Origin of the sequence: Sphingomonas sp. EC-HK361, from assembly GCF_902498785.1 — a bacterium.
GTDB lineage: Bacteria > Pseudomonadota > Alphaproteobacteria > Sphingomonadales > Sphingomonadaceae > Sphingomonas.
In genome coordinates this window covers 1,767,751-1,788,539 of the sequence record NZ_LR701494.1, presented here as the reverse complement: position 1 = coordinate 1,788,539, position 20,789 = coordinate 1,767,751, and the positions used below count along the sequence as shown (strand labels likewise).

The 20,789-nt window shown below is 66.3% G+C and carries 12 protein-coding genes; 9 read left to right on the top strand and 3 right to left on the bottom strand.

What is annotated here, in order from left to right:
* Positions 1-257: 257 nt before the first annotated feature.
* Together BOS5A_RS16035 and BOS5A_RS16030 are read left to right on the top strand one after the other, a co-directional pair.
* Complete coding sequence (locus BOS5A_RS16035) at positions 258-698, top strand: hypothetical protein (protein WP_234419390.1); 441 nt, start codon at positions 258-260, stop codon at positions 696-698.
* On the top strand, positions 691-1,416 hold the full coding sequence (locus tag BOS5A_RS16030) for a phytanoyl-CoA dioxygenase family protein (protein ID WP_234419389.1): 726 nt from the start codon (positions 691-693) through the stop codon (positions 1,414-1,416). The genes BOS5A_RS16035 and BOS5A_RS16030 overlap by 8 nt, the downstream gene beginning before the upstream one ends.
* A gap of 275 nt (positions 1,417-1,691) precedes the next feature.
* Here the strand turns inward: BOS5A_RS16030 and BOS5A_RS16025 are convergent, their stop codons facing one another.
* Positions 1,692-3,785 (bottom strand): TonB-dependent receptor, encoded by a 2,094-nt coding sequence (locus BOS5A_RS16025; protein ID WP_442800522.1) that lies wholly within the window; start codon positions 3,783-3,785, stop codon positions 1,692-1,694.
* Positions 3,786-3,909: 124 nt separating this feature from the next.
* On the opposite strand from BOS5A_RS16025, the gene acs reads away from it, so the two are divergent.
* Complete coding sequence (gene acs / locus BOS5A_RS16020; protein WP_151955878.1) at positions 3,910-5,844, top strand: acetate--CoA ligase; 1,935 nt, start codon at positions 3,910-3,912, stop codon at positions 5,842-5,844.
* A gap of 173 nt (positions 5,845-6,017) precedes the next feature.
* On the opposite strand, the gene BOS5A_RS16015 is transcribed toward acs, so the two are convergent.
* Entirely contained in the window at positions 6,018-8,297 is a 2,280-nt protein-coding gene (locus BOS5A_RS16015; RefSeq protein WP_151955877.1) for a glycoside hydrolase family 3 N-terminal domain-containing protein, read from the bottom strand.
* Positions 8,298-8,459: 162 nt separating this feature from the next.
* Between BOS5A_RS16015 and BOS5A_RS16010 the strand changes: the two genes are divergently transcribed.
* The 6 genes from BOS5A_RS16010 to BOS5A_RS15985 all read left to right on the top strand — a co-directional run bounded on the left by BOS5A_RS16010 (position 8,460) and on the right by BOS5A_RS15985 (position 18,268).
* A complete protein-coding gene (locus BOS5A_RS16010) occupies positions 8,460-9,458 on the top strand; it encodes a LacI family DNA-binding transcriptional regulator (protein ID WP_151955876.1) in 999 nt (332 codons plus the stop codon).
* The gene (locus tag BOS5A_RS16005; RefSeq protein ID WP_199857405.1) at positions 9,455-10,912 is read left to right on the top strand and encodes a glucoamylase family protein; all 1,458 of its coding nucleotides are present in this window, start codon (positions 9,455-9,457) and stop codon (positions 10,910-10,912) included. The genes BOS5A_RS16010 and BOS5A_RS16005 overlap by 4 nt, the downstream gene beginning before the upstream one ends.
* Positions 10,909-12,453: a tryptophan halogenase family protein gene (locus BOS5A_RS16000; RefSeq protein ID WP_234419387.1), complete on the top strand. Its 1,545-nt coding sequence runs from the start codon at positions 10,909-10,911 to the stop codon at positions 12,451-12,453. Before BOS5A_RS16005 ends, BOS5A_RS16000 begins: the two co-directional genes overlap by 4 nt.
* 182 nt (positions 12,454-12,635) lie before the next feature.
* Positions 12,636-15,677 (top strand): TonB-dependent receptor, encoded by a 3,042-nt coding sequence (locus tag BOS5A_RS15995; protein WP_151955874.1) that lies wholly within the window; start codon positions 12,636-12,638, stop codon positions 15,675-15,677.
* Between the two features lie 79 nt (positions 15,678-15,756).
* Positions 15,757-16,434 (top strand): DUF6445 family protein, encoded by a 678-nt coding sequence (locus BOS5A_RS15990; RefSeq protein ID WP_151955873.1) that lies wholly within the window; start codon positions 15,757-15,759, stop codon positions 16,432-16,434.
* Between the two features lie 16 nt (positions 16,435-16,450).
* Complete coding sequence (locus tag BOS5A_RS15985) at positions 16,451-18,268, top strand: family 43 glycosylhydrolase (RefSeq protein ID WP_234419386.1); 1,818 nt, start codon at positions 16,451-16,453, stop codon at positions 18,266-18,268.
* 153 nt (positions 18,269-18,421) lie between these two features.
* Here the strand turns inward: BOS5A_RS15985 and BOS5A_RS15980 are convergent, their stop codons facing one another.
* Positions 18,422-20,587, bottom strand: coding sequence for a TonB-dependent receptor (locus BOS5A_RS15980; protein WP_151955872.1), 2,166 nt, complete (start codon positions 20,585-20,587; stop codon positions 18,422-18,424).
* Positions 20,588-20,789: the final 202 nt, after the last annotated feature.

The following is a 20,789-nucleotide window of genomic DNA, read 5'->3' as shown; positions in this document are numbered from 1 at the left end:
AGCGACAAACCATCGAACATCGACGCTTGCAGCACCGCAAGCGCGCCGCCTAACATCAACCCCCAGACGAGGCCCGCACTCCACTAATTTACGCCGCGAGATGCGCCAAATGATCTGACGACGGACAGCACGACGACCTGTACGCGCGGCTCAACCTCTGGACGTTCGCGCTGCCGGGGCTTGCCGACCGGCGCGAGGACATCGCGCCGAACCTCGACTATGAGCTCGACCGCTTTGCCGAACGCGAGGGGACACGCGTGACCTTCAACAAGGAGGCACGCGATCGCTATCTTGCCTTCGCAGCGACACCTGACGCGCGCTGGACCGGCAACTTCAGAGACCTCGCGGCGAGCGTCACGCGCATGGCGACGTTCAGCTCGAAAGGGCGCATCGATGGGCCTTGCGTCGCGGCGGAGGTCGCGCGGCTCAAGCGGCTCTGGTCGACCGGAGCGGCGGTCGACGACGGCCTGGACAGCGTTCTCTCCGCGGAGCAGGCCGATGCGCTCGATCCTTTCGATCGCGTTCAGCTGGCTCATGTAATCAGAACGTGCCGCAGCAGCCGCTCGCTGTCTGAAGCCGGCCGCACCCTCTTTGCAGCGTCGCTCGCCCAGCGCGCATCATCCAACGACGCCGATCGGCTTCGCAAGTACCTTCAACGCTTCGGCCTCTCATGGCGGGCAGTGCAGGATCATGAATGATGCTGGTCCGGCGCAGCATGATGAGGAGCAGTCCGGCGTGACGGCTGCCGGAACAATGAACTTCCTTAAGGATGGCGCGGAATGCTTTCCCGCTGCGCTGGACGAGGCGTGTTGCTTGGCAATTGAACGCGCTCTGGCGGACCTGCCGACCGGAGTGCCGGGTGTCCGGATCGGGGCTGCTCCGGCCCTTCACGACCTGCTGGGTCCGGGCGGTGCGGCAGGGTCGATCGCAACCGGCGTTCTGGGTCCGCGATCTCGCCCGGTCCGGGCGGTGCTGTTCGACAAAACCGAGGGCGCGAACTGGGCGCTCGGTTGGCACCAGGACCGCACGATTGTCGTCCAGCAACGCGCATCGGTCGAAGGGTTCGGCCCCTGGACGATCAAGTCAGGCCTCGTGCAGGTCGAGCCGCCGTTTCCAATCCTTCAGCAGATGGTGACATTGCGTATTCACCTCGATCCTGTTGACGAAACCAACGCGCCGCTGCGGATCGTGCCTGGATCGCACAAGCTCGGCCGCATTCTCGAAGCCAAGATTGCGTCGATCGTTGTCCAATTCGGCGAGGAACTCTGTATCGCAGGGCGGGGCGACATCTGGCTTTATGCAACGCCCATCCTGCATGGATCGCGCGCGGCAGATCCACCCCGAAGACGACGTGTTTTGCAGGTAGACTATGCGGCGGATGACCTCCCACAGCCACTGCGCTGGCGCGGCGTTTGACCCCGAAAACCAGTTTAAACCCGTCCCGCTAAGTTATTGATTTCACGTGACCGGGATTTGGCGCAGTTTACAGCGGAAACGGCAGAAAACAGCCATTTTCAGTAGCTTGGGAAGCTCCTGCTCTACCATTGAGCTACACCCGCATCGGTCGTCCGGGGCGCGGGGCGTTGGCCGGTGCGCGTCGGATCGATGCCTGACGCGCCCGTGACATATCGTGGGGGCGTCGGTCAACTGGCGTTGCGCAGGTTCGGTTTTTCTCGCTCGCTCGGAAGATATCATCCGCCGCCGTAACGCAGGCCGATCCACAACGTGCGCGGGGTGGCGCGTTCGATCACGTTTGTGCCGCTGATCCCGGCTTCCACGCGGGCGTCAGCGATATTTTCTGCGCGGGCCTCGATCGCGAGGCGGCGGGTGAGAGGGAGCGCGGCATAGGCATCGACGGTGGTGGCAGGGGCGAGGCTGCGGCTGTTCTGGTCGTCGTCGAACTGGCGTGAAACGTAGCGCAGCGTGCCGGAGGCGACGGCGCGGCCGTGGCGCCAGCCGAGCGTGCCGGAAAGCTGATCGCTTGGGGTCTGGGCGGGGCGCAGACCGTCGAGCGGGGCAGCGGCGCCCGAGGCTTCGACACGCGATGCGACGTGGCTCCACGACAGCCGTGTGAAGCCGGCGCCGCGGCTCGCCTCCGCGTCCAGTTCGACGCCGCGTGCGCGGATCGCGTCCAGGTTGCCGCGCACTCGGTATATGCCGCCGGCTGCGACGAAGCCGACGCCGGGGAAATTGCCGGGACCGCTTCCGGCGGTGATGTTGGCGATCGCATCGTCCAGCCGGTTGTCGAACCAAGTCGCGTTGACGCGCAGTCCGCGCGCGGGCGCGATGGTCGCGCCGACTTCGTAGCCGCCGAGACGCTCGGGCTTCAGGAGCGCGTTTGCGGCGGTCGCGTCGGCTCCGACGCGGAACGGACGGTAGAGCTCGTTGAGCGTCGGTAGCCGCCATCCCCGATATGCCGCCGCGCGCAGCGTCAGTGGGGAAGCGACGCGCCACGCGATGCCGGCCCGTCCCGTCGCCTCGTCACCGGATCGATCGGCGAAGCGAGTGTCGGTGAGCGCCGCGCCGGTCGCGATCGTGCGTTCGGACAGGAAGCCGTTCGCGATACGCCAGTGATCGATTCGTCCGCCGAGCGCGATGGTGAGCGCGCCGAGCTCGATACTGCTGTCGGCGAACACGCCATAGGTCTGCGATGCGCCGCCGGCGACCCGGCGCCTGGTCGGCGATGCGGCGAGATAGGTGTAGAGTTCCTTCGTCCGCCCGGTCACGTCGCGCAGATCGGCGCCCAGCCGCAGCGAGACGGTCCTGCCGAGCGGCGGCGCGATCTCCAGCCGGGCGCCGGTGCCGGTCGCCGGGGTATTATACTGGTCGAGCGTGCGGGTCGCGGTCGTCCGCGCGGCGTCGATGCTCGCGAAGCTGGAGGCGAAGGCGCGTGTCTGGACATAGGCAAGCGCGGACCAGCCCCAGCGTCCACGCCCGACAAGGCGCAGGCTGGCGTCGGCGCCCTCGCTTCGGTTGGCGGTGAAGGGCGTGCCGCGTTCGCGGGCGTCGGTGAAGGCGGAGATGTTGGCCTGCAGCTCCGTCGCCTGCGCGACGCGCACGACCGCTCGCACCGCGCCCGAGGCTTGCTCATAGGGTGCCGCCCGGTCGACGGGGCCGCGGCTTTCGGCGACGGTCAGCACGAAGCCGTCGCCGCGTGCATAGGCACCAGAGATTGTCGCGAAGCCGCCGCTGCGCACGAGCGCGGCCGAGCCTTGCGCTTCAGTGGAATCGCGGCTGCCATGGGCGAAGCTTCCGATGAAGGGATCGTCGCCGTCGGGCGCCGCGCTTTCCAGCTCGACCGTGCCGGCGAGCGCGCCGGGGCCGTAATAGCCGCTGCCGCCGCCGCGCGTGACGCGAATTTGTCCAAGGCGTCCGGTGGCATAGGCGGGGAAGGCGACCCATCCGCCGAACGGATCGGCCTGCGGGACGCCATCCAGGATCAGCAGCGCGCGGCTCGATGCGTTGCCGCCGATCCCTCGCAGCGAAATGCCTTGGCTCGTCGGGTTGGCGGAGCGCGAATCGGAGCGCCGGAACTGCTGAAGCCCCGCCACGTCGGCGAGCACGCTTTCCAGCCGCGTGCTGGCGTTGGCGGTGATCCGGTCGCGGTCCAGCGTCACCACATCGACGACGCGGTCTGCGGGCGAGGCGTCCAGCCCGCGCCCGGTCACGACCCCGGTCACGACGATGTCGGGGACGGTAGCCTGCGGTGCGGTCGCCGGGATTTCCTGCGCCGTTGCCGCGGCGGGGATCCCGACGATCAGCGCGAGCAGGGAAAAGGTTTTCACAGGTCGGCCTTCTACACGGGCAGGCGGAGGCGCGCGCTTCGATCGCCTCCTTGCAGCCCGGCCCGTCTTGCGCAACCTTGACCCGGTGGGCCGAGCGCGGGAGGGTTGAGGGGAGGAGAGCCCAATGACCGAGACTGTTCACCGCGCAGGCAAAGGCACGTCCGGGAGCATCGACGCGGCCGAATATGCCCGCCAATATGCAGCGGCCCGCGACGACCGCGACGCCTATTGGCGCGCCGAGGCGAAGTGCGTGAACTGGGTGCGCCCGTTCGATACGGTGGACGAAAGCTCGTTCGACGAGGGTGATTTCGCCATCCGCTGGTTCGGCGGCGGGCAGCTGAACGTCTCCGCCAATTGCCTCGACCGGCACTTTGCGACGCGCGGCGACCAGGTCGCGATCATCTGGGAGGGCGACGAGCCCGGCGAGACGCGCCGAGTCACCTACCGCGAGCTTCACCGCGAGGTCTGCCGTTTCGCCAATGTCCTGAAGGCGCATGGCGTGAAAAAGGGTGATCGGGTGACGCTGTATCTGCCGATGGTGCCCGAAGCGGCGGCGGCGATGCTGGCATGCACGCGGATCGGCGCGATCCATTCGATCGTCTTTGGCGGTTTCTCGCCCGACAGCCTCGCCAACCGAATCCAGGACTGCGATTCGAAGCTGGTGATCACGGCGGACGAGGGGCGTCGCGGCGGCAAGCCGATCCCGTTGAAGGCGAATGTCGATGCCGCGGTCGCGCATTGTCCCGGTGTCGAGATGGTGCTCGTGATCCGCCGCACGGGGGGCGACGTCACGATGGTCGAGGGGCGCGACGTGTGGCTCCACGACGCTCTGGCAGGCGTCAGCGACGATTGCGCGCCCGAGCCGATGGATGCGGAGGACCCGCTGTTCATCCTGTACACCAGCGGATCGACGGGCAAGCCCAAGGGCGTGCTGCACACGACCGGCGGGTATCTGGTATGGGCGACCAAGACCTTTGCCGACGTGTTCGATTACCGGGCGGGCGAGATTTTTTGGTGCACTGCCGATATCGGCTGGGTCACCGGGCACAGCTATGTCGTCTACGGCCCGCTGTCGAACGGGGCGACGACGGTGATGTTCGACGGGGTACCGAACTATCCCGACCATGGCCGCTTGTGGGAGACGATCGACCGGCTGGGCGTCAACATTCTCTACACCGCACCCACCGCGATCCGCGCGCTGATGCGCGAGGGCGATGGCTGGGTGAAGCAGCACAGCCGCGCGTCGCTACGCCTGCTCGGCAGCGTCGGCGAGCCGATCAATCCGGAGGCGTGGGACTGGTATTACCGCGTCGTCGGAGACCGCCGCTGTCCGATCGTCGACACCTGGTGGCAGACCGAGACGGGGGGCATCCTCATCTCGCCGCTACCCTATGCGACCGACCTGAAACCGGGATCGGCGACGAAGCCTCTGCCGGGGGTTTTCCCGCAGATCGTCGACGCGGAGGGCAAGGTGCTGGACGGGGCGGTCGAGGGGAACCTTGTCCTGACGCGGAGCTGGCCGGGGCAGATGCGCACGGTGTGGGGCGATCACGACCGGTTCTTCCAGACCTATTTCACCACCTATCCGGGCAAGTATTTCACCGGCGACGGCTGCAAGCGCGATGCGGATGGCTATTACTGGATCACCGGCCGCGTCGATGACGTCATCAACGTCAGCGGCCACCGGATGGGCACCGCCGAGGTCGAGAGCGCGCTCGTTTCGCACCCCAAGGTGGCGGAGGCCGCGGTCGTCGGCATGCCGCACGCCGTGAAGGGGCAGGGCATCTACGCCTATGTGACGCTGAACACCGGCGAGGAGGCGTCCGACGACCTGCGCGGCGAATTGCGGCAATGGGTGCGCAGGGAAATCGGCCCGATCGCCTCGCCCGATGCGCTGCAATTCGCGCCGGGTCTGCCGAAGACGCGGTCGGGCAAGATCATGCGGCGCATCCTGCGCAAGATCGCGGAGGACGATACCGGCAATCTGGGGGATATCTCGACGCTCGCCGACCCGACTGTGGTGGAGTCGCTGGTGCGCGAGCGGGTGCGGGCGGTCTAAGGACGGATCGAGATTTGGTGCTTCCCCCCCCCCCGCCAGGGGGAGGTGGGCCGCGCAGCGGCTCGGAGGGGTCGGCAAGCGCTCACGATCGTTTGCGCGTCCTCCCCCTCCGTCAGCTTTGCTGCCACCTCCCCCTGGCGGGGGAGGATTCTGGTCCATCGGGCGTTTTGCGTTTATCCCTTCACCAGCTCGAAGCTGCCTTTGGCGCCGTCGGCCTGCGCGGACGGGGCGATCCAGATGTCGAAGGTGCCGGGCTCGACCGTTGGCTTCAGGTCCTCGCCAAGGAACTGGAGCATTTCGCGGGTCAGGGTGAACTTCACCGTCTCGCTGGCGCCGGGGGCGAGCGCGACCTTATGGAACGCCTTCAGCTTGCGGACCGGCTGGGTGATGCTCGCCGTCCGGTCATGGATGTAGAGCTGCGCCACTTCCTCGCACGCGCGCTTGCCGGAGTTGGTGACCGTGGTGCTGACCTCGAGCCTGCCGTCCCACGCCATCGTGGGGGCGACGGTCAGCGCGCCATAGCCGACCTTGCCGTAGGTCAGGCCGTGGCCGAACGGGTAGAGCGCGGCGTTGGGGGCGCTCCGCCACTGCGCCTTGTAGGGCACGCGGGGGCCATCGGGGGCGGGGCGGCCGGTCGCCTTGTGGTCGTAGTGATAGGGCTCCTGCCCGCTTTCATAGGGGAAACTGCACGGCAGGCGGCCGGCGGGGCTGTAGACGCCGAACAGCACATCGGCGGTCGCGTTGCCCGATTCCGATCCCAGGAACCAGGTGACGAGGATCGCAGGCGCGTCCTTGACTGCGCCGTGGAGCGCGAGCGCGCGGCCATTCTTCAGGACGACGACGATCGGCTTGCCGGTCTTCGCGACGGCTTCCGCGAGCGCCATCTGCGGTTCGGGCAGGACGATGTCGGCGCGCGACTGCGCCTCGCCCGACATGCCTTCGGACTCGCCGATCGCGAGGACGACGATATCGGCCGCCTGTGCTGCGGCAACCGCGGCGTCGATTCCGCCGGCGAGCGGCGCCTCGACCCCCGAGCCGAGCGTCACGCTGACGTTCCGTGCACCCGCGTTGCGGATGCCCGTCGCGAGGTCGATCGCCTGCGCGTTGTCGCCGTAGACGACCCAAGGGCCGTTCAAGTCATGCTGGCCGCTCGCGAAGGGGCCGATCAACGCGATCTTCGCGGACTTGTCGAGGGGCAGCAGATCGCCGTCGTTCTTGAGCATGACGATCGCCTTGCGCCCCGCCTCGCGCGACAGGGCCAGGCTCGCCTTGGTGCGCGACCGCGCTTTCTCGCGCTTCAGGTCGATGCGGCCGAAGGGCTTGTCGAAGAGACCGAGCATGTTCTTGACCGCGAGCGTGCGGCGGACCGAGCGATCGACGACCGCCTGCGGCACCGCGCCCGACCGGACGAGCTCGGGCAGGTGCAGCGTGTAGAGGTTCGACTGCATGCTCATGTCGACACCGGCGAGGATCGCGAGCCGCGCGGCATCGCGGCCGTCCCTGGCATAGCCCGCCGCGATCATCTCCTCATCGCCGGTATAGTCGGAGACGATGATGCCGGGAAACTTCCACTCGTCGCGCAGCACCTCCTGCATCAGCCACTTGTTGGCGGTCGCGGGGATGCCGTTGATCTCGTTGAACGAAGCCATGCCCGACATCGCGCCGGCCGCGAACCCGGCTTCATAGGGCGGCAGATATATTTCGCGCAGCGTGCGCTCGGACAGGTCGACGCTGTTGTAATCGAGCCCGCTTTCAGCCGCACCGTAAGCGGCGAAATGCTTGATGCAGGCCATCACCGCGTCGTTGGCGGCGAGGTCCTTGCCCTGGAAGCCTTTCACGCGCGCAGCGGCGAAGAGCTCGCCGACGAGCACGTCCTCGCCCGCGCCCTCCATCGTGCGGCCCCAGCGCTGGTCGCGGGCGATGTCGACCATCGGGAAGAAGGTCCAGTCGATCCCCGCGCCCGCCGCCTCATAGGCTGCGGCCCGCGCCGTGCGCATCGCGAGATCGGGTTCGAAGCTCGCCGCCTCGCCGACCGGCACCGGGAAGATCGTGCGGTGGCCGTGGATCACGTCGGCGGCGAAGATCAGCGGGATCTTGAGCCGCGACTGCTTCATTACCGCGGTCTGCATCCGCCGCGCCATCTCCGCGCCGTTGCCGTTGAACACGCCGGTCAGCTTGCCCGCGACGGCATCGGCGATCTGGCCTTCGAAGCTGGGGCCGGTCGATGGCGGGTTGAGCGCGGTCGCGACGCCGCCCCCCCACGCCGACGCCATCAGCTGCAACTGCCCGGCCTTTTCCTCCAGCGTCATCTTTGCGATCAGCGCGTCGATGAAGGCGGGGACGGCCAGCGAGTCGGTCGCCTGGAACAGCGCGCGTGCCGGGCTGGACGCCCAGGCCGCGATCGCGCCCGCGCCCAGCAGTGCCGCGCGCCGCGAAATCCGAATGTCCGTCATGGAAAAAGACCCCTCCGAGATGCCGGCGTGCTTGCGCCGAAGCGCTTCGCCGTTGACCATTGCGTGTAACCGGTTACGTAGACGCTGAACGCCGCATAATGCAATGACGAAGCGTTGGTCGCCGACGATCCTGTCGTCGATACGAAGGGTTGGGGAACGGGGATGGCTGCGGCCAATATTCGTGATGTCGCTCACCGCGCCGGCGTGTCGGTGGCCTCGGTTTCGCGCGCGCTGAACGGGCACAGCAACGTCCACCCCGATACCCGCGCGAAGGTGAATGCCGCCGCCAAGGCGCTCGGTTACGTTCCGCATGCTGGCGCGCGCAGCCTCAGCATGGCGCGCACGCACGCGATCGGCGTGGTGCTGCCCGATCTGCACGGCGAGTTCTTTTCCGAGATCGTGCGCGGCATGGACCGCGAGGCAAGCGGGCGCGGCTACCAGTTGCTGCTGTCGAACATGCACGCCGATATCGACATGGCGAGCCACGCGACACGCGCGATGCGCGGGCGGGTCGATGGCCTGGTCGTCATGGCGCCGCAGGTCGATGCGGCAGGACTCGAGATCCTGCTTCCGCCGGGGTTGCCCGCCGTGCTTGTGCATAGCGCCGACGGGTCTGGGCGGCCGCTGCTCCGGATCGATAGCCAGCACGGCGCGGAGACGATGACCCGGCATCTGCTCGCGATCGGCAAGCGACGGATCGTGCATATCACCGGTCCTGCGGGCAATATCGACAGCGCCGAACGGCAGGCGGGGTTCCTCGCCGCGATGGCCGAGCGGGGCGATGCCGAGCCGATCGTCGTCGCCGGCGACTTCAGCGACGATGGCGGCGCCGCGGCGGTGCGCGACCTGCTCGCTGTGGGCACGCGCTTCGATGCGGTGTTCGCCGCCAATGACATGATGGCGCTCGGCGCGCTGACCGTGCTGCGCGATGCCGGCATCGACGTGCCCGGCGATGTCGCGGTGGCCGGTTTCGACGACGTGCCGCTCGCTCGGTATCTCGCGCTCACCACGATGCGCGTGCACATGGCGGAGATCGGCGCGCAGGCGGTCGCACGGCTCGTCGCGCAGCTCGAGGGGAAGGGCGCGGACGCCAGCACCGAACTTCTCGTTCCCGATCTTGTCGTCCGCCAGACGACGCAATCCGAAAAGGCCCGGCGATGACCCTGTTTCCTGTCGACCAGCGTATCGGCCGACGCGCGTTTCTCTCGACCTCGGCAGCGGCGGGCGCCGGACTGGCGGCGGCCGGCTGTGCGCCGATGCTGGCGGAGGCAGCGCCGCGCGGCTCCACCACGCTGCCGCCGCTGATCGACGATATCGAGCACCGCACCTTCGCGTTCTTCTGGGACCTGGCGAACCGCGAGAACGGGCTGGTGCCCGATCGCTGGCCGACGCCGTCCTTCGCCAGCATCGCCGCGGTCGGCTTCGCGCTGACCGCCTATACGATCGGTGTCGATCGGGGCTGGGTGCGCCGGAGCGCGGCACGCGACCTGACGCTGACGACGCTGAAGTTCTTCGACACGGCCAAGCAAGGCCCCGCGATGAGCGGGATCACCGGGCACAAGGGCTTCTTCTACCACTTTCTCGACATGAAGACCGGGCACCGCTTCCGCGATACCGAATTGTCGAGCGTGGATTCGACGCTGTTGTTCCTCGGCATCCTTCACGCGGTCGCCTATTATGACGGCGCCGATCCGGTCGAGCGCCAGATCCGCGAGATCGGCGCGCGCGTCGTGGCGAAGGCGGAGTGGCCGTGGTTCCAGCCCGACGGCAAGGCGATCTCGATGGGGTGGCACCCCGACAAGGGCTTCATCGAGCGGCGGTGGGACGGATATAATGAGGGGATGATGGTCTACATCCTCGCGCTCGGTTCGGCGGGGCATCCGATCGCCGACGGCGGCTGGTCGTTGTGGACCGCGCCCTATGATCGCTTCTGGCGCGGGGAGGGGGCGACGCGCCGCCTCGCCTTTGCGCCGCTGTTCGGCCATCAATACAGTCAGATGTGGATCGATTTCCGCGGTATCCGCGATGCGCCGATGCGGGCGGCGGGGCTCGATTATTTCGAGAACAGCCGGCGCGCGACCTATGCCAACCGCGCCTATTGCGCCGCCAATCCGATGGGCTGGGCGGGCTATTCGAAGGACGTGTGGGGGCTGACCGCGTGCGACGGCCCCGCCAACGCGATGCTGCGCCATAACGGCCATCAGGCGCAATATTACGGCTATGCCGCACGCGGGCCGATCGCCGAACCCGACGGGCTGGACGACGGCACGATCGCGCCGACCGCAGTGCTCGGCAGCCTCGCCTTCGCGCCCGAAATCTGCGTCCCGGCTGCGGAGGCGCTCCACCGCGTCCACGGATCGCGCATCTACGGCAAATACGGATTCCTCGACAGCTTCAACCCCAGCTTCAACTATACCGACGTGAAGACCGATTCCGGCACCATTGACGCGCGCTATGGCTGGGTGGCGAAGGACTATCTCGGCATCGATCAAGGCGCGATCATCGGCGCGATCGCCAATACCCGCGATGGTGCGGTGTGGCGGGCGATGCGCACGTCGGACGTCATCCGCCGTGGCCTCAAGCGCGCGGGCTTCACCGGAGGATGGCTGGGATGACGCAGGGGCAGCAGGGCGGGGACCGGCGGGTCAGGCGGATCACGATCGTCGGCGGCGGGACCGCCGGCTGGATGACCGCGGCGATGCTGTCGCAGCTCCTCAAGGGCTTCGACATCCGCCTGATCGAGTCCGATCAGATCGGCACGATCGGCGTCGGCGAGGCGACGATCCCGGCGATCCGCAACTATGCCGCGATCGCGGGTATCGACCAGGCCGAGATGCTCCGCGCCAGCCAGGCGACCTTCAAGCTCGGCATCGAGTTCGTCGACTGGAAGGCGAAGGGCAACAGCTACATCCACGGCTTCGGCAAGATTGGGCAGGATCTGATGTGGCTGCACCCGCATCACATCTGGCTGAAGCTGGCGGCCGAGGGTCGCGCGAAGCATTTCGACCATTACGCGCTGAACACGCTGGCTGCGCGGCGCAACCGCTTCGCCTTTCCCGATCCGCGCAATCCGGGCTCGCCGATGGCGGGGATCGACTACGCCTATCACTTCGACGCGTCGCTGTTCGCGAAGTTCCTGCGCGCGCAGTCGGAAGCGCGCGGCGTCACCCGCATCGAGGGGCGCATCGTCGAGGTCGCAAGGCACGGCGAGGACGGGCATGTGACTCACGTCGTGCTCGACGACGGACGGCAGATCGAAGGCGATTTGTTCATCGATTGCTCTGGCATGCGCGGGCTGCTGATCGGCGAGGCGATGGGCGTCGGCTATGAAAGCTGGAGCGAGTGGCTGCTGTGCGACCGCGCGCAGGCGGTGCCGTGCGAGAGCGTCTCGCCGCTCACCCCCTACACGCGATCGACCGCGCGCGACGCGGGGTGGCAGTGGCGGATCCCGCTCCAGCACCGGATCGGCAACGGCCATGTCTATGCAAGCGCGCTGACCAGGGACGAGGCGGCAGCGGAGGTATTGCTCGCCAATCTCGACAGCAAGCCGCTCGCCGATCCGCGCCCCGTCGCCTTCGCGCCGGGCAAGCGCCACCGCGCGTGGGAGAAGAACGTCGTCGCGATCGGGCTGTCGGGCGGGTTCCTTGAGCCGCTGGAATCGACGAGCATCCACCTGATTCAGACCGGAATATTGCGATTGATCGCGCTGTTCCCGGCGAGCGGGATCGAGGCGGTCGATGTGGCGGAATATAACCGCCAGACCGATTTCGAATATCGCGACGTGCGCGACTTCATCATCGCGCACTATAAGGTCACCGACCGGGAAGACACGCCGTTCTGGCGGCATGTGAAGCACATGGCGGTGCCCGACAGCCTGGCGGAGCGACTGGAGCTGTTCCGCACATCCGGCCGCTTCTTCATGCATCGGCAGGCGGAGCTTTTCCGCGAGGAGAGCTGGGTCCAGGTTCTGATCGGACAGGGGCATCCGATGCGGTATGATCCCGTCATCGACACGCTGCCGCCACAGCAGATCTCCGATTTCCTCAAGGACATCGAAGAGGTTATCGACGACACCGCGAACCGGATGCCGGACCATGCCGCGTTCGTCGCGCGCAACTTCGCCGCGCCCGCGCCGCCGCCTGCTGTGGCCGCCTGAACACACCTACCCTTAAAAAGCCCGAAACGGCCCCGCGAAGCCAATTGTAACCGGTTACTCTCGCGTGTAAGCGTTTCCACAGGCCTCGCGAGTCGAGTGCCCGTCGTCGCGTAACCGGTTTCGGTGCGGGACGGCGGCGCTGGCGGACAAGAGGTTCGGACGTTTCAGGGGAGGTTTTGCACATGATTTTCAGCTCTCGTCGTTTGAGCATCGCGCACGGCATTTCGGCCTCCGCGCTCGCCGCCGCCATCGTCATCAGCGCGCCGGCGCAGGCGCAGACCGCCAGCGCGATCCGCGGCACGGTGCCGGGCGCCGCCGCCGGCACCACGGTCACCGCGACCGACACCTTCACCGGCCAGAAGCTCAGCACCCGGACGACCGCGTCGGGCGGCTTCACCTTTGTCGGCCTGCGCCCCTCGACCTACCGCGTCGACGTGGCCGGCAAGCCCTCGCAGCAGGTGACCGTGCCCGTCGGGCAGACCGCGATCGTCGATTTCAGCGAAGCCGCAGCGCCGGCCGAGACGGCGGCGCCCGGCGAAGCCCCTGCGCCTGCCGCAGGCGACATCGTCGTCACCGGCCGCCGCCAGCTTGAGACGCGCACCGCGACGATCTCGACGAACGTCAGCCAGGCGCAGATCGAGAACCTGCCGCAGGCCGAGCGCAACTTCCTGAACTTCGCGGCGCTCGCCCCGGGCGTTGCGGTGTCGCCGGGCAACGGCAATGCGCGCCAGGTGCAGGCGGGCGCGGTCAGCGCCGATAACATCAACGTTTTCATCGATGGCCTGAGCCTGAAGAACCAGGTCAATCACGGCGGCGTGGCGGGCCAGAATTTCAGCCAGGGCAATCCCTTCCCGCAGCTCGCGGTGCAGGAATTCAAGGTCGATACCCAGAATTTCAAGGCCGAGTATGAGCAGGCCGGGTCCGCGATCATCACCGCCGTTACCAAGACCGGCGGCGACAAGTTCCACGGGGATATTTTCGGCGACTGGATTCCCTCGTCCTTCTACGGGCGGAAATATTTCGATCGGCCGGGCCACAAGAACAACATCGGCACGAATTGTCCGGATGATGCGTCGAAGATCTGCTTCAAGCCGAAGGACAGCTATTCGCGCAAGCAATATGGCGGTGATCTGGGTGGCCCGATCATCAAGGACGTCCTGCATTTCTACGGCGCGTTCGAAGCGACCGATATCACGCAGCCTTCGACGGCCGTGCAGCTGTTGACGACCAACACGACAGCCAGTCAAGCTGTGCCCGAAGCGATCGCAAGCCAGTATAACGGCAGCTATCCAACCAAATTCAACCAGAAACTATACTTCGGCAAGTTGACGCTGTTCGCGAGCGCGCAGGACACGATCAACTTCAGCGGGTTCTTCCGCCGCGAGAGCAATCTTTCCGACTTCGGCGGTGTGAACGTGCCTTCGCACGGGCATCTGCTGCAGTCGAAGATCGACCTCTATCAGGGCGAGTGGAATCACCGCGGCGAGAATTGGCTCAACGAACTGACGGTCGCCTACAATACGGTGTTCAACGGCACGCCTCGTACCGGCACCGGTCCTGAGATCATTCTCGGGACGGCTGGCGCGGTCCAGGCTGGTCTCGGTGCGAATGGCTTCGAACAATATGACAACCAGAAGACCTGGACCTTCAAGAACAATGTGACCTTCTTCGGCGATCATCACGTCGTGAAGGCGGGCGTAAAATACGCGCGGAACGAGCTGTCGCGCGAAGAAGACCTGCAGAGCAACGGCACCTATTATTTCCAGCCGTCGACCTACACGTCGTTCGATGCGTCGACCCCGCAGGGCGCCGCGATTTCTGTGGTGCCGGTGCAGCCGGCGTTCGCGAAGGACAACCAGATCGGCGCCTTCATCCAGGACGACTGGACGGTCAACGATCACCTCACGGTCAATCTCGGGCTGCGCTGGGACTATGAGGACAACGCCAAGAACGAGAAGTTCGTGACGCCGGCGGCGATCGTCACCGCGCTCCAGAATTATCAGGGCTGGAAGGCGGCGGGGATCGACCCCAACGACTACATCTCCACCGGCAGCAACCGGAAGCCTTACTGGAAGGCGTTCCAGCCGCGCGTCGGCCTGTCCTACGACGTGAATGGCGACCGCGATCTGATCCTGTTTGCGGGCGCTGGCCGCTATTATGATCGGCCGCTGTTCATCACCTCGGGGATCGAGACGGTAAAATCCTATTATCAGAAGGTCGTGACGCTGAACTTCTGCGACGGTCCCGGTCAGCCGACCTGCCAGTCGATTCGCCAGCAGAATAACAATGTGCTGCCCACGAACACGATCGCCTACAATTCCAACCTCAAGAACGTCGATAACCTGCGTGCCGCTGCAACCGCGTCGGGGCTGGGCGGCGACGTCTGGCTGCTGAACAACGACACCAAGCTGCCCTATTCGGATCAGTTCAACTTCGGCTTCCGCAAGCGTCTGGGCGCGGTGCAGACGTCGGTGACGTTCAGCCACATCCGCAGCCACAACATCTTCAAGTTCGTGCGCGGCAACCGCCTGCCCGATGGAACCTACACGTCGCAGGGTGACCAGTGGATCGAGGATATCTTCCCTGATGCCGGCCTGCTGCCCAACTACGGCGGCAAGCTGAACATCGGTACGAACGACGGCAAGGCCGTCTACAACGCGGTCTATTTCACCGCCGAGAAGCCCTATACCGATTCAGCCGGCTGGGGTTTCACGAGCACGCTGACGATCCAGAAGGCGACCTCCAACGTCGCGCAGGACCTGCAGGGCGACGAATTCTACAACGGCCCACGGGTCGATGCCTATGGCTGGAACTATGTCGCGGGGGTCGAGAAATACCGATTCGTCGGCACCGGGATCGTCAAGGGGCCGCTCGACACCAAGCTGTCTGGCACGTTGACCGTCTCGTCGGGCCCGTCTTTCGGCCAGGTCATCTTCCCGGCCAACCCGCCGGAAAAGGCGTGCTGCTACGGCAACTTCGGCGGCGTGTTCTGGCCGGGCGAGATCGTAGGGTATTTCAACCTCGATCTGCGGGCGTCGAAGAACTTCAGGCTGCCGTGGGGCCATGATCTCGAGGTCAGCGTGGCTGCGTTCAACATCTTCGATGCGGTCAATCGGACCTATTCGGCCTGGACGGCCGGCTCGGGCGTGAACCCGACCAAGAAGGAATATGACACCGTCGGTTATGCCCGTTCCTTCCAGGTGGGTGCCAAGTATAAGTTCTGACGTCAGCCCCCTATTGATGTCAGTCATTGGGGGTGGCCGCGTGGCCGCCCCCTTTTTTGTTCGAAAGGAATGTTCCGTCGTGAAGCCAGCGCTCCAGCGGGTGGGAGAGGCAGGCACGCCGGTCGTGACGGTCGATGCGTTCAGCGGGGACGTCGCGTCGCTCGTCGCGCTTGCCGCGTCGCTTGCGCCGTTCCCGCGCGCGGACACCTATTATCCGGGCGTCCGACGCATCCTGCGCGAGGAGGAGCCGGCGTTCGCCTATGTCGCCCGCACGCTCGAGGCGGCGGCGCCGTTCATCGGGGGTGCGTTCGACGCGGAGGGCTTCGACCTGATCGAGGCGAGCTTTTCGATCGTGACGCGGGCGCCGGCGGCGCTGTCGGATCCGCAGCGTATCCCGCATTTCGACGCGACCGATCCGCGCCACCTCGCGATCATGCATTATCTGAACGTGCCGATGGCCAGCGGCACGGCCTTCTACCGCCAGCGATCGACGGGGATCGAGCGCGTGGACGACGGCAATATGGGCCGCTTCGTCGAAACCGCACGGGCCGAAACCGCCGCGACCCCCGGCGGCGGCTATATCAACGCCAGCAACGGTGCCTTCGAGCAGATCGGCGCGGTGGAGGCGGTGGCCGACCGGCTGGTCCTCTATCCCGGCAGCCTGCTCCATTCGGGCATCATCCCGCCCGACATGCCGCTCTCGCCCGATCCGCGCGTCGGGCGGCTGACCGCCAACATCTTCGTCCGCTGTCACTAAGGAAGGGTTTCGCCGCTTGCGTATCGCGCTCCCTCTTGCCGCTCTGCTTCTTGCCACCGCCTCGCCGACGCTCGCCGGGCAACGGACCTACACCAACCCGGTCGATATCGATTACCGCTACAATTTCGAGCAGGATGTCGAGCGTATCTCCTATCGCACCGGCGCGGACCCGGCGATCGTGCGGTTCAAGGGCGCCTATTATCTCTTCATGACGCTCGCCGATGGTTACTGGCGATCGACCGATCTCATCCACTGGGACTTCATCACGCCCAGCAAATGGCCCGCGCAGAGCGTCGTGGCGCCGGCGGTGTGGGAGGATGGCGAGCGGCTCTACATGATGCCGTCGACGACCCAGCGCGGGCCGATCTACGTCACCGACGATCCGGCAAGCGGGAAGCTCGACTATCTCAACCGGATGACGCCGCCGCTGCCGGGCGCGGTGCGATCGGGGTTCGAGGACAGCATCAAGCCGGGGGAGGTGCCGCCCGGCCCCTGGGACCCCGCGCTGTTCCGCGACGATGACGGACGCTGGTATATGTACTGGAACTCGTCGAACGTCTTCCCGCTTTACGCGATCGAACTCGATCCCAAGGACCGGCTGACCTATATCGGCAAGCCCAGGCCGCTCTTCGGGCTGGAACCCGAACGCCACGGCTGGGAACGCTTCGGCCAGGATCACAGCGGTGGTCTGCCCGACGGCACCCCGATCAAGCCCTTCATGGAGGGCGCGTGGATGACGAAGGTGAACGGCCGCTACTATCTGCAATATGGCGCGCCGGGGACCGAGTATAACGTCTATTCCAACGGCACTTACGTCGCCGATCACCCGATGGGGCCGTTCCGCTACGCGCCCTACAACCCGGTCGCCTACAAGCCCGGCGGGTTCGTTGAAGGCGCCGGACACGGCTCGACCTTCAAGGACGCGTATGGCAACTGGTGGAACACGGGGACGCCGTGGATCGGCTATAACTGGACGTTCGAGCGGCGCATCGCGATGTTCCCGACGCGGTTCACCAGCGACGGGCAGATGATCGTCTCGACCCGGTTCGGCGACTTCCCGCACTGGATGCCGACGAAGAAGACCGACGATCTCGACAGCCTGTTCACCGGCTGGATGCTGCTGTCCTATCGCAAGCCCGCGACGGCATCTTCGACGATGGGCGATCACGCGGCATCGACCGTCACCGACGAAAACCCGCGGACCTTCTGGGTTGCAGGCGCAAACAGGCCGGGCGAGACGCTGACGCTCGATCTGGGGTCCACGAAGACGGTGCGCGCGGTGCAGGTGAACTTTGCGGACTATAGGTCCGGGCGGTTCGGCGACGCGCCCGATATTTATACCGCGTTCACGGTGGAAGCGTCGCGCGACGGTAAGGTCTGGTCGAAGGTCGCGGAGACGGGGGCGGATCGCCGCGACCGCCCCAACGCCTATTTCGAGCTGGAGAAGCCTGTCGAGGCGCGCTTCATCCGCTATGTCCACGGGCATGTCGGCGCGGCGAACCTCGCGATCAGCGACATCCGCGTTTTCGGGAACGCCGCGGGCAAGCTGCCCGCCGCGCCCGCGTCCGTCAGCGCAGTGCGCGCGAAAGACACGCGCGACGCGACGGTGCGCTGGGCGCGGGTGGCGGGCGCGGTCGGCTACAATGTGCGCTGGGGCATCCGGCCGGATCGACTGACGCTGACCTATCAGGTGTTTGCCGACCGCGTGGCGAACGGGGCGCAGGCCGCGCTCGACCTTCGGGCGCTGAACGTAGGGGTGCCCTATTACGCGGCGGTCGAGGCGTTCGACGAGACGGGCGTGTCGAAGCTGAGCCGGACGGTGGCGGTGCGATAGAGCGTTCTCGACCTATCCGATCCGGGAGGGGCGTGATTCCAGCCAGCCCGTTTTCGCTTTAGACGGGGTCATTCCTGCGCAGGCAGGGATCCATGTCTCTCTGTAGCACGCGACACGGAGAGACATGAACCCCTGCCTTCGCAGGGGCGACGCTTACAGTGAAAACCGCAACGTCGCGCGGATGTCGCGGCCGGCGAGCGGTGCGAAGTCCTTCAGGAAGCTCGCGGCGCGGCGGGCATCCACATCGAAGATGTTGTTGGCGCTCAACAGCAGCGACGTCTTGCTGTCGGACCCGAACGGCTTGAGGTTCAGCGAGGCGTTGACCATCGTGTAGGCGGCGGTCGGCGTTTCGAAAGCGGCGATCCGGTCCTGCTTGAAGACATGCTCGACCTCGACGCGACCGGAAATCCTGTCGGCCTGCGCCTCCAGCCCGCCGAGGACGCGCATCGGCGGGATGCGCGGGATCGGCCCCAGATCGACGATGTTCGCGTGGACGTAATCGCCGAGCAGATCGGCGTTGATCGCGGTGCCGCCGAAGGTCGCGAGCCGCTTCGACGCATCGAATTCGACACCCCAGTAGCGGGCATCGCGCTGCTGATACTGGAAGCAGGGGAAGTCGACGGTCCGGCCGGACGGCGCGGCGGCGGCTTCGCAGATCGACGGATCGACCTGATTTTCCGAGATGTAATTGGTGAACCAGTTGTAATAGGCCGATGCGTCGAGGCTGAAGCCGTCGCCATGCGCGTGGAAGGTGCCTTCCAGGCCCCAGCTTTTTTCGAGGCGGAAGTCGGGGCTGCCGAGTTCATAGGCCTGCGTTCCGGCATGCGCGCCGTTGGCGAACAACTCCTCGCCCGTCGGTGCGCGTTCCGTGCGCGACAGGTTCAGGCCGACCCGGACTCCCTCAGCCAAGGCATAGGACCCGCCCAGTGATCCGGACAGCGCCTGGTAGCTGCTCTGCCCGCGGAAGAATCGCAGGTCGTCAGCCGGGGTGCGCGCGGCGACGTCGGTGAATTCGTAGCGCAACCCGCCCTCGAACTTGAACGCGCCGGCGTCATATTGCTGGAGCGTGAAGAGGCCGGTCTGGTTGGTCTCGTTCTTGGGAAGGAAGGCTTCGTCCCCGACGACGTTGAAGATGCGGTTGAAATACTGGACGCCCGACGCGCCCTTCCAGCCGCCGCGATCGGCCTGGATGATCTCCAGCCGGCCTTCGGTGCCGTTGTTGTAGAAGGCGGTGCCGACGCTGCCGTCCTCCTCCAGCTCGAAATGGCGGTAATCGGCATGGCCGAGGCGGATGCGGATCTTGTCGACGAGGCTGCCGCCGGCATCGACTTCGCCGCGAAGGTCGTAGCGGTTCTGGACGACGCTGAGCCGCGGGGCCTCCTGCTCCTGCCCGACCTCGGTCGCGTAGCGGATCGGCACGCCGTAGAGGCTGTCATAGTAACTGTACGAGACGCCGAGCGAACCGCCATCGGTGATGACGGTCGCGCCGACGCCTGCCGTCCAGGTGCGCGCGGCGGTGTTGGGCAACTTGTCCTTGATCGCAGCTGTCGCGGCGAAGTCGATCGGCTCGTCGGTGTCCTGCGGCAGGCCGACCTGCGAGAGCACCTGCGCGCGGGCGGCGGGCGTCAGCGCGTAGCCGCCGATCTTGAGGTCGTCCGACTTGCTGTAGGAGCCATCGGCATGAAGGACGAGGTGCTTGCCGACCGCGACATCCGCCGCCGCGCCGCCGGATCGTTCGTTGGCCGCCGATCCATAGGTGCCGATCGCATCGAGCCGGTAACCCTTCTCGGGCACGGTGCGCGGGATGCGGGTGTCGATGACGTTGACGACGCCGCCGACCGCCGACGACCCGTAGAGCAGCGCGGACGGACCGCGCAGCACCTCGATCCGCTCGGCGAGCAGCGGATCGATGATGACGGCGTGATCGACCGAGGTGTTCGACACGTCGATCGAGCCGATGCCGTCCGTCAGCACGCGGATTCGGTCGCCCTGGAAACCGCGTAGCACCGGGCGCGAGGCGCTCGGCCCGAACGAGGTGGAGGATACGCCGGGCTGGCGCGCAAGGGTGTCGCCGATCGTCGGGCGCAGTTCGCGGGTGAGATCGGCGCCCTTCAGGACCGATGTGCCCTGGAGCACGTCCGCCTCGTTGCGCTGAACGGGGGCGGTCACGATGATATCGTCCTGCCGCTTCGTCTGGGCGGCCTGATCGTCGGCAGGTTGCGTCGCGTCGGCAGGTGTCGATGTCGTCACCGGATCGGCGTGGGCAACGCTGGCGATGGCGAGGGCAGCGAGGCTGGCACCGATGGCGAGGGACTTCATGCGCGACTCCTTGAACCTTTGAACGCTTGTCCCGGCGCCGCTATCGGCAATGTTACAACATATCAATAGGGATATCGTGTCTTCGCGCCACATGACGTGTTTTTCACCGACGGGGCGTGGCGCGAATACGTCAGTGTAAACGAACTTGCGTTTGGCATGGCGTTGCGTAGCTTTTCCCGAGGAGAGGTTCCGGGGGGAATTC

Excerpts from the sequence above, each read along its gene's own strand:
- BOS5A_RS16000 (WP_234419387.1), top strand. The coding sequence starts at position 10,909 with ATGACGCAGGGGCAGCAGGGCGGGGACCGGCGGGTCAGGCGGATCACG.
- BOS5A_RS16030 (WP_234419389.1), top strand. The coding sequence starts at position 691 with ATGAATGATGCTGGTCCGGCGCAGCATGATGAGGAGCAGTCCGGCGTG.
- BOS5A_RS15995 (WP_151955874.1), top strand. The coding sequence starts at position 12,636 with ATGATTTTCAGCTCTCGTCGTTTGAGCATCGCGCACGGCATTTCGGCC.
- BOS5A_RS15980 (WP_151955872.1), bottom strand. The coding sequence starts at position 20,587 with ATGAAGTCCCTCGCCATCGGTGCCAGCCTCGCTGCCCTCGCCATCGCC.
- BOS5A_RS16005 (WP_199857405.1), top strand. The coding sequence starts at position 9,455 with ATGACCCTGTTTCCTGTCGACCAGCGTATCGGCCGACGCGCGTTTCTC.
- BOS5A_RS16010 (WP_151955876.1), top strand. The coding sequence starts at position 8,460 with ATGGCTGCGGCCAATATTCGTGATGTCGCTCACCGCGCCGGCGTGTCG.
- BOS5A_RS16015 (WP_151955877.1), bottom strand. The coding sequence starts at position 8,297 with ATGACGGACATTCGGATTTCGCGGCGCGCGGCACTGCTGGGCGCGGGC.
- acs (WP_151955878.1), top strand. The coding sequence starts at position 3,910 with ATGACCGAGACTGTTCACCGCGCAGGCAAAGGCACGTCCGGGAGCATC.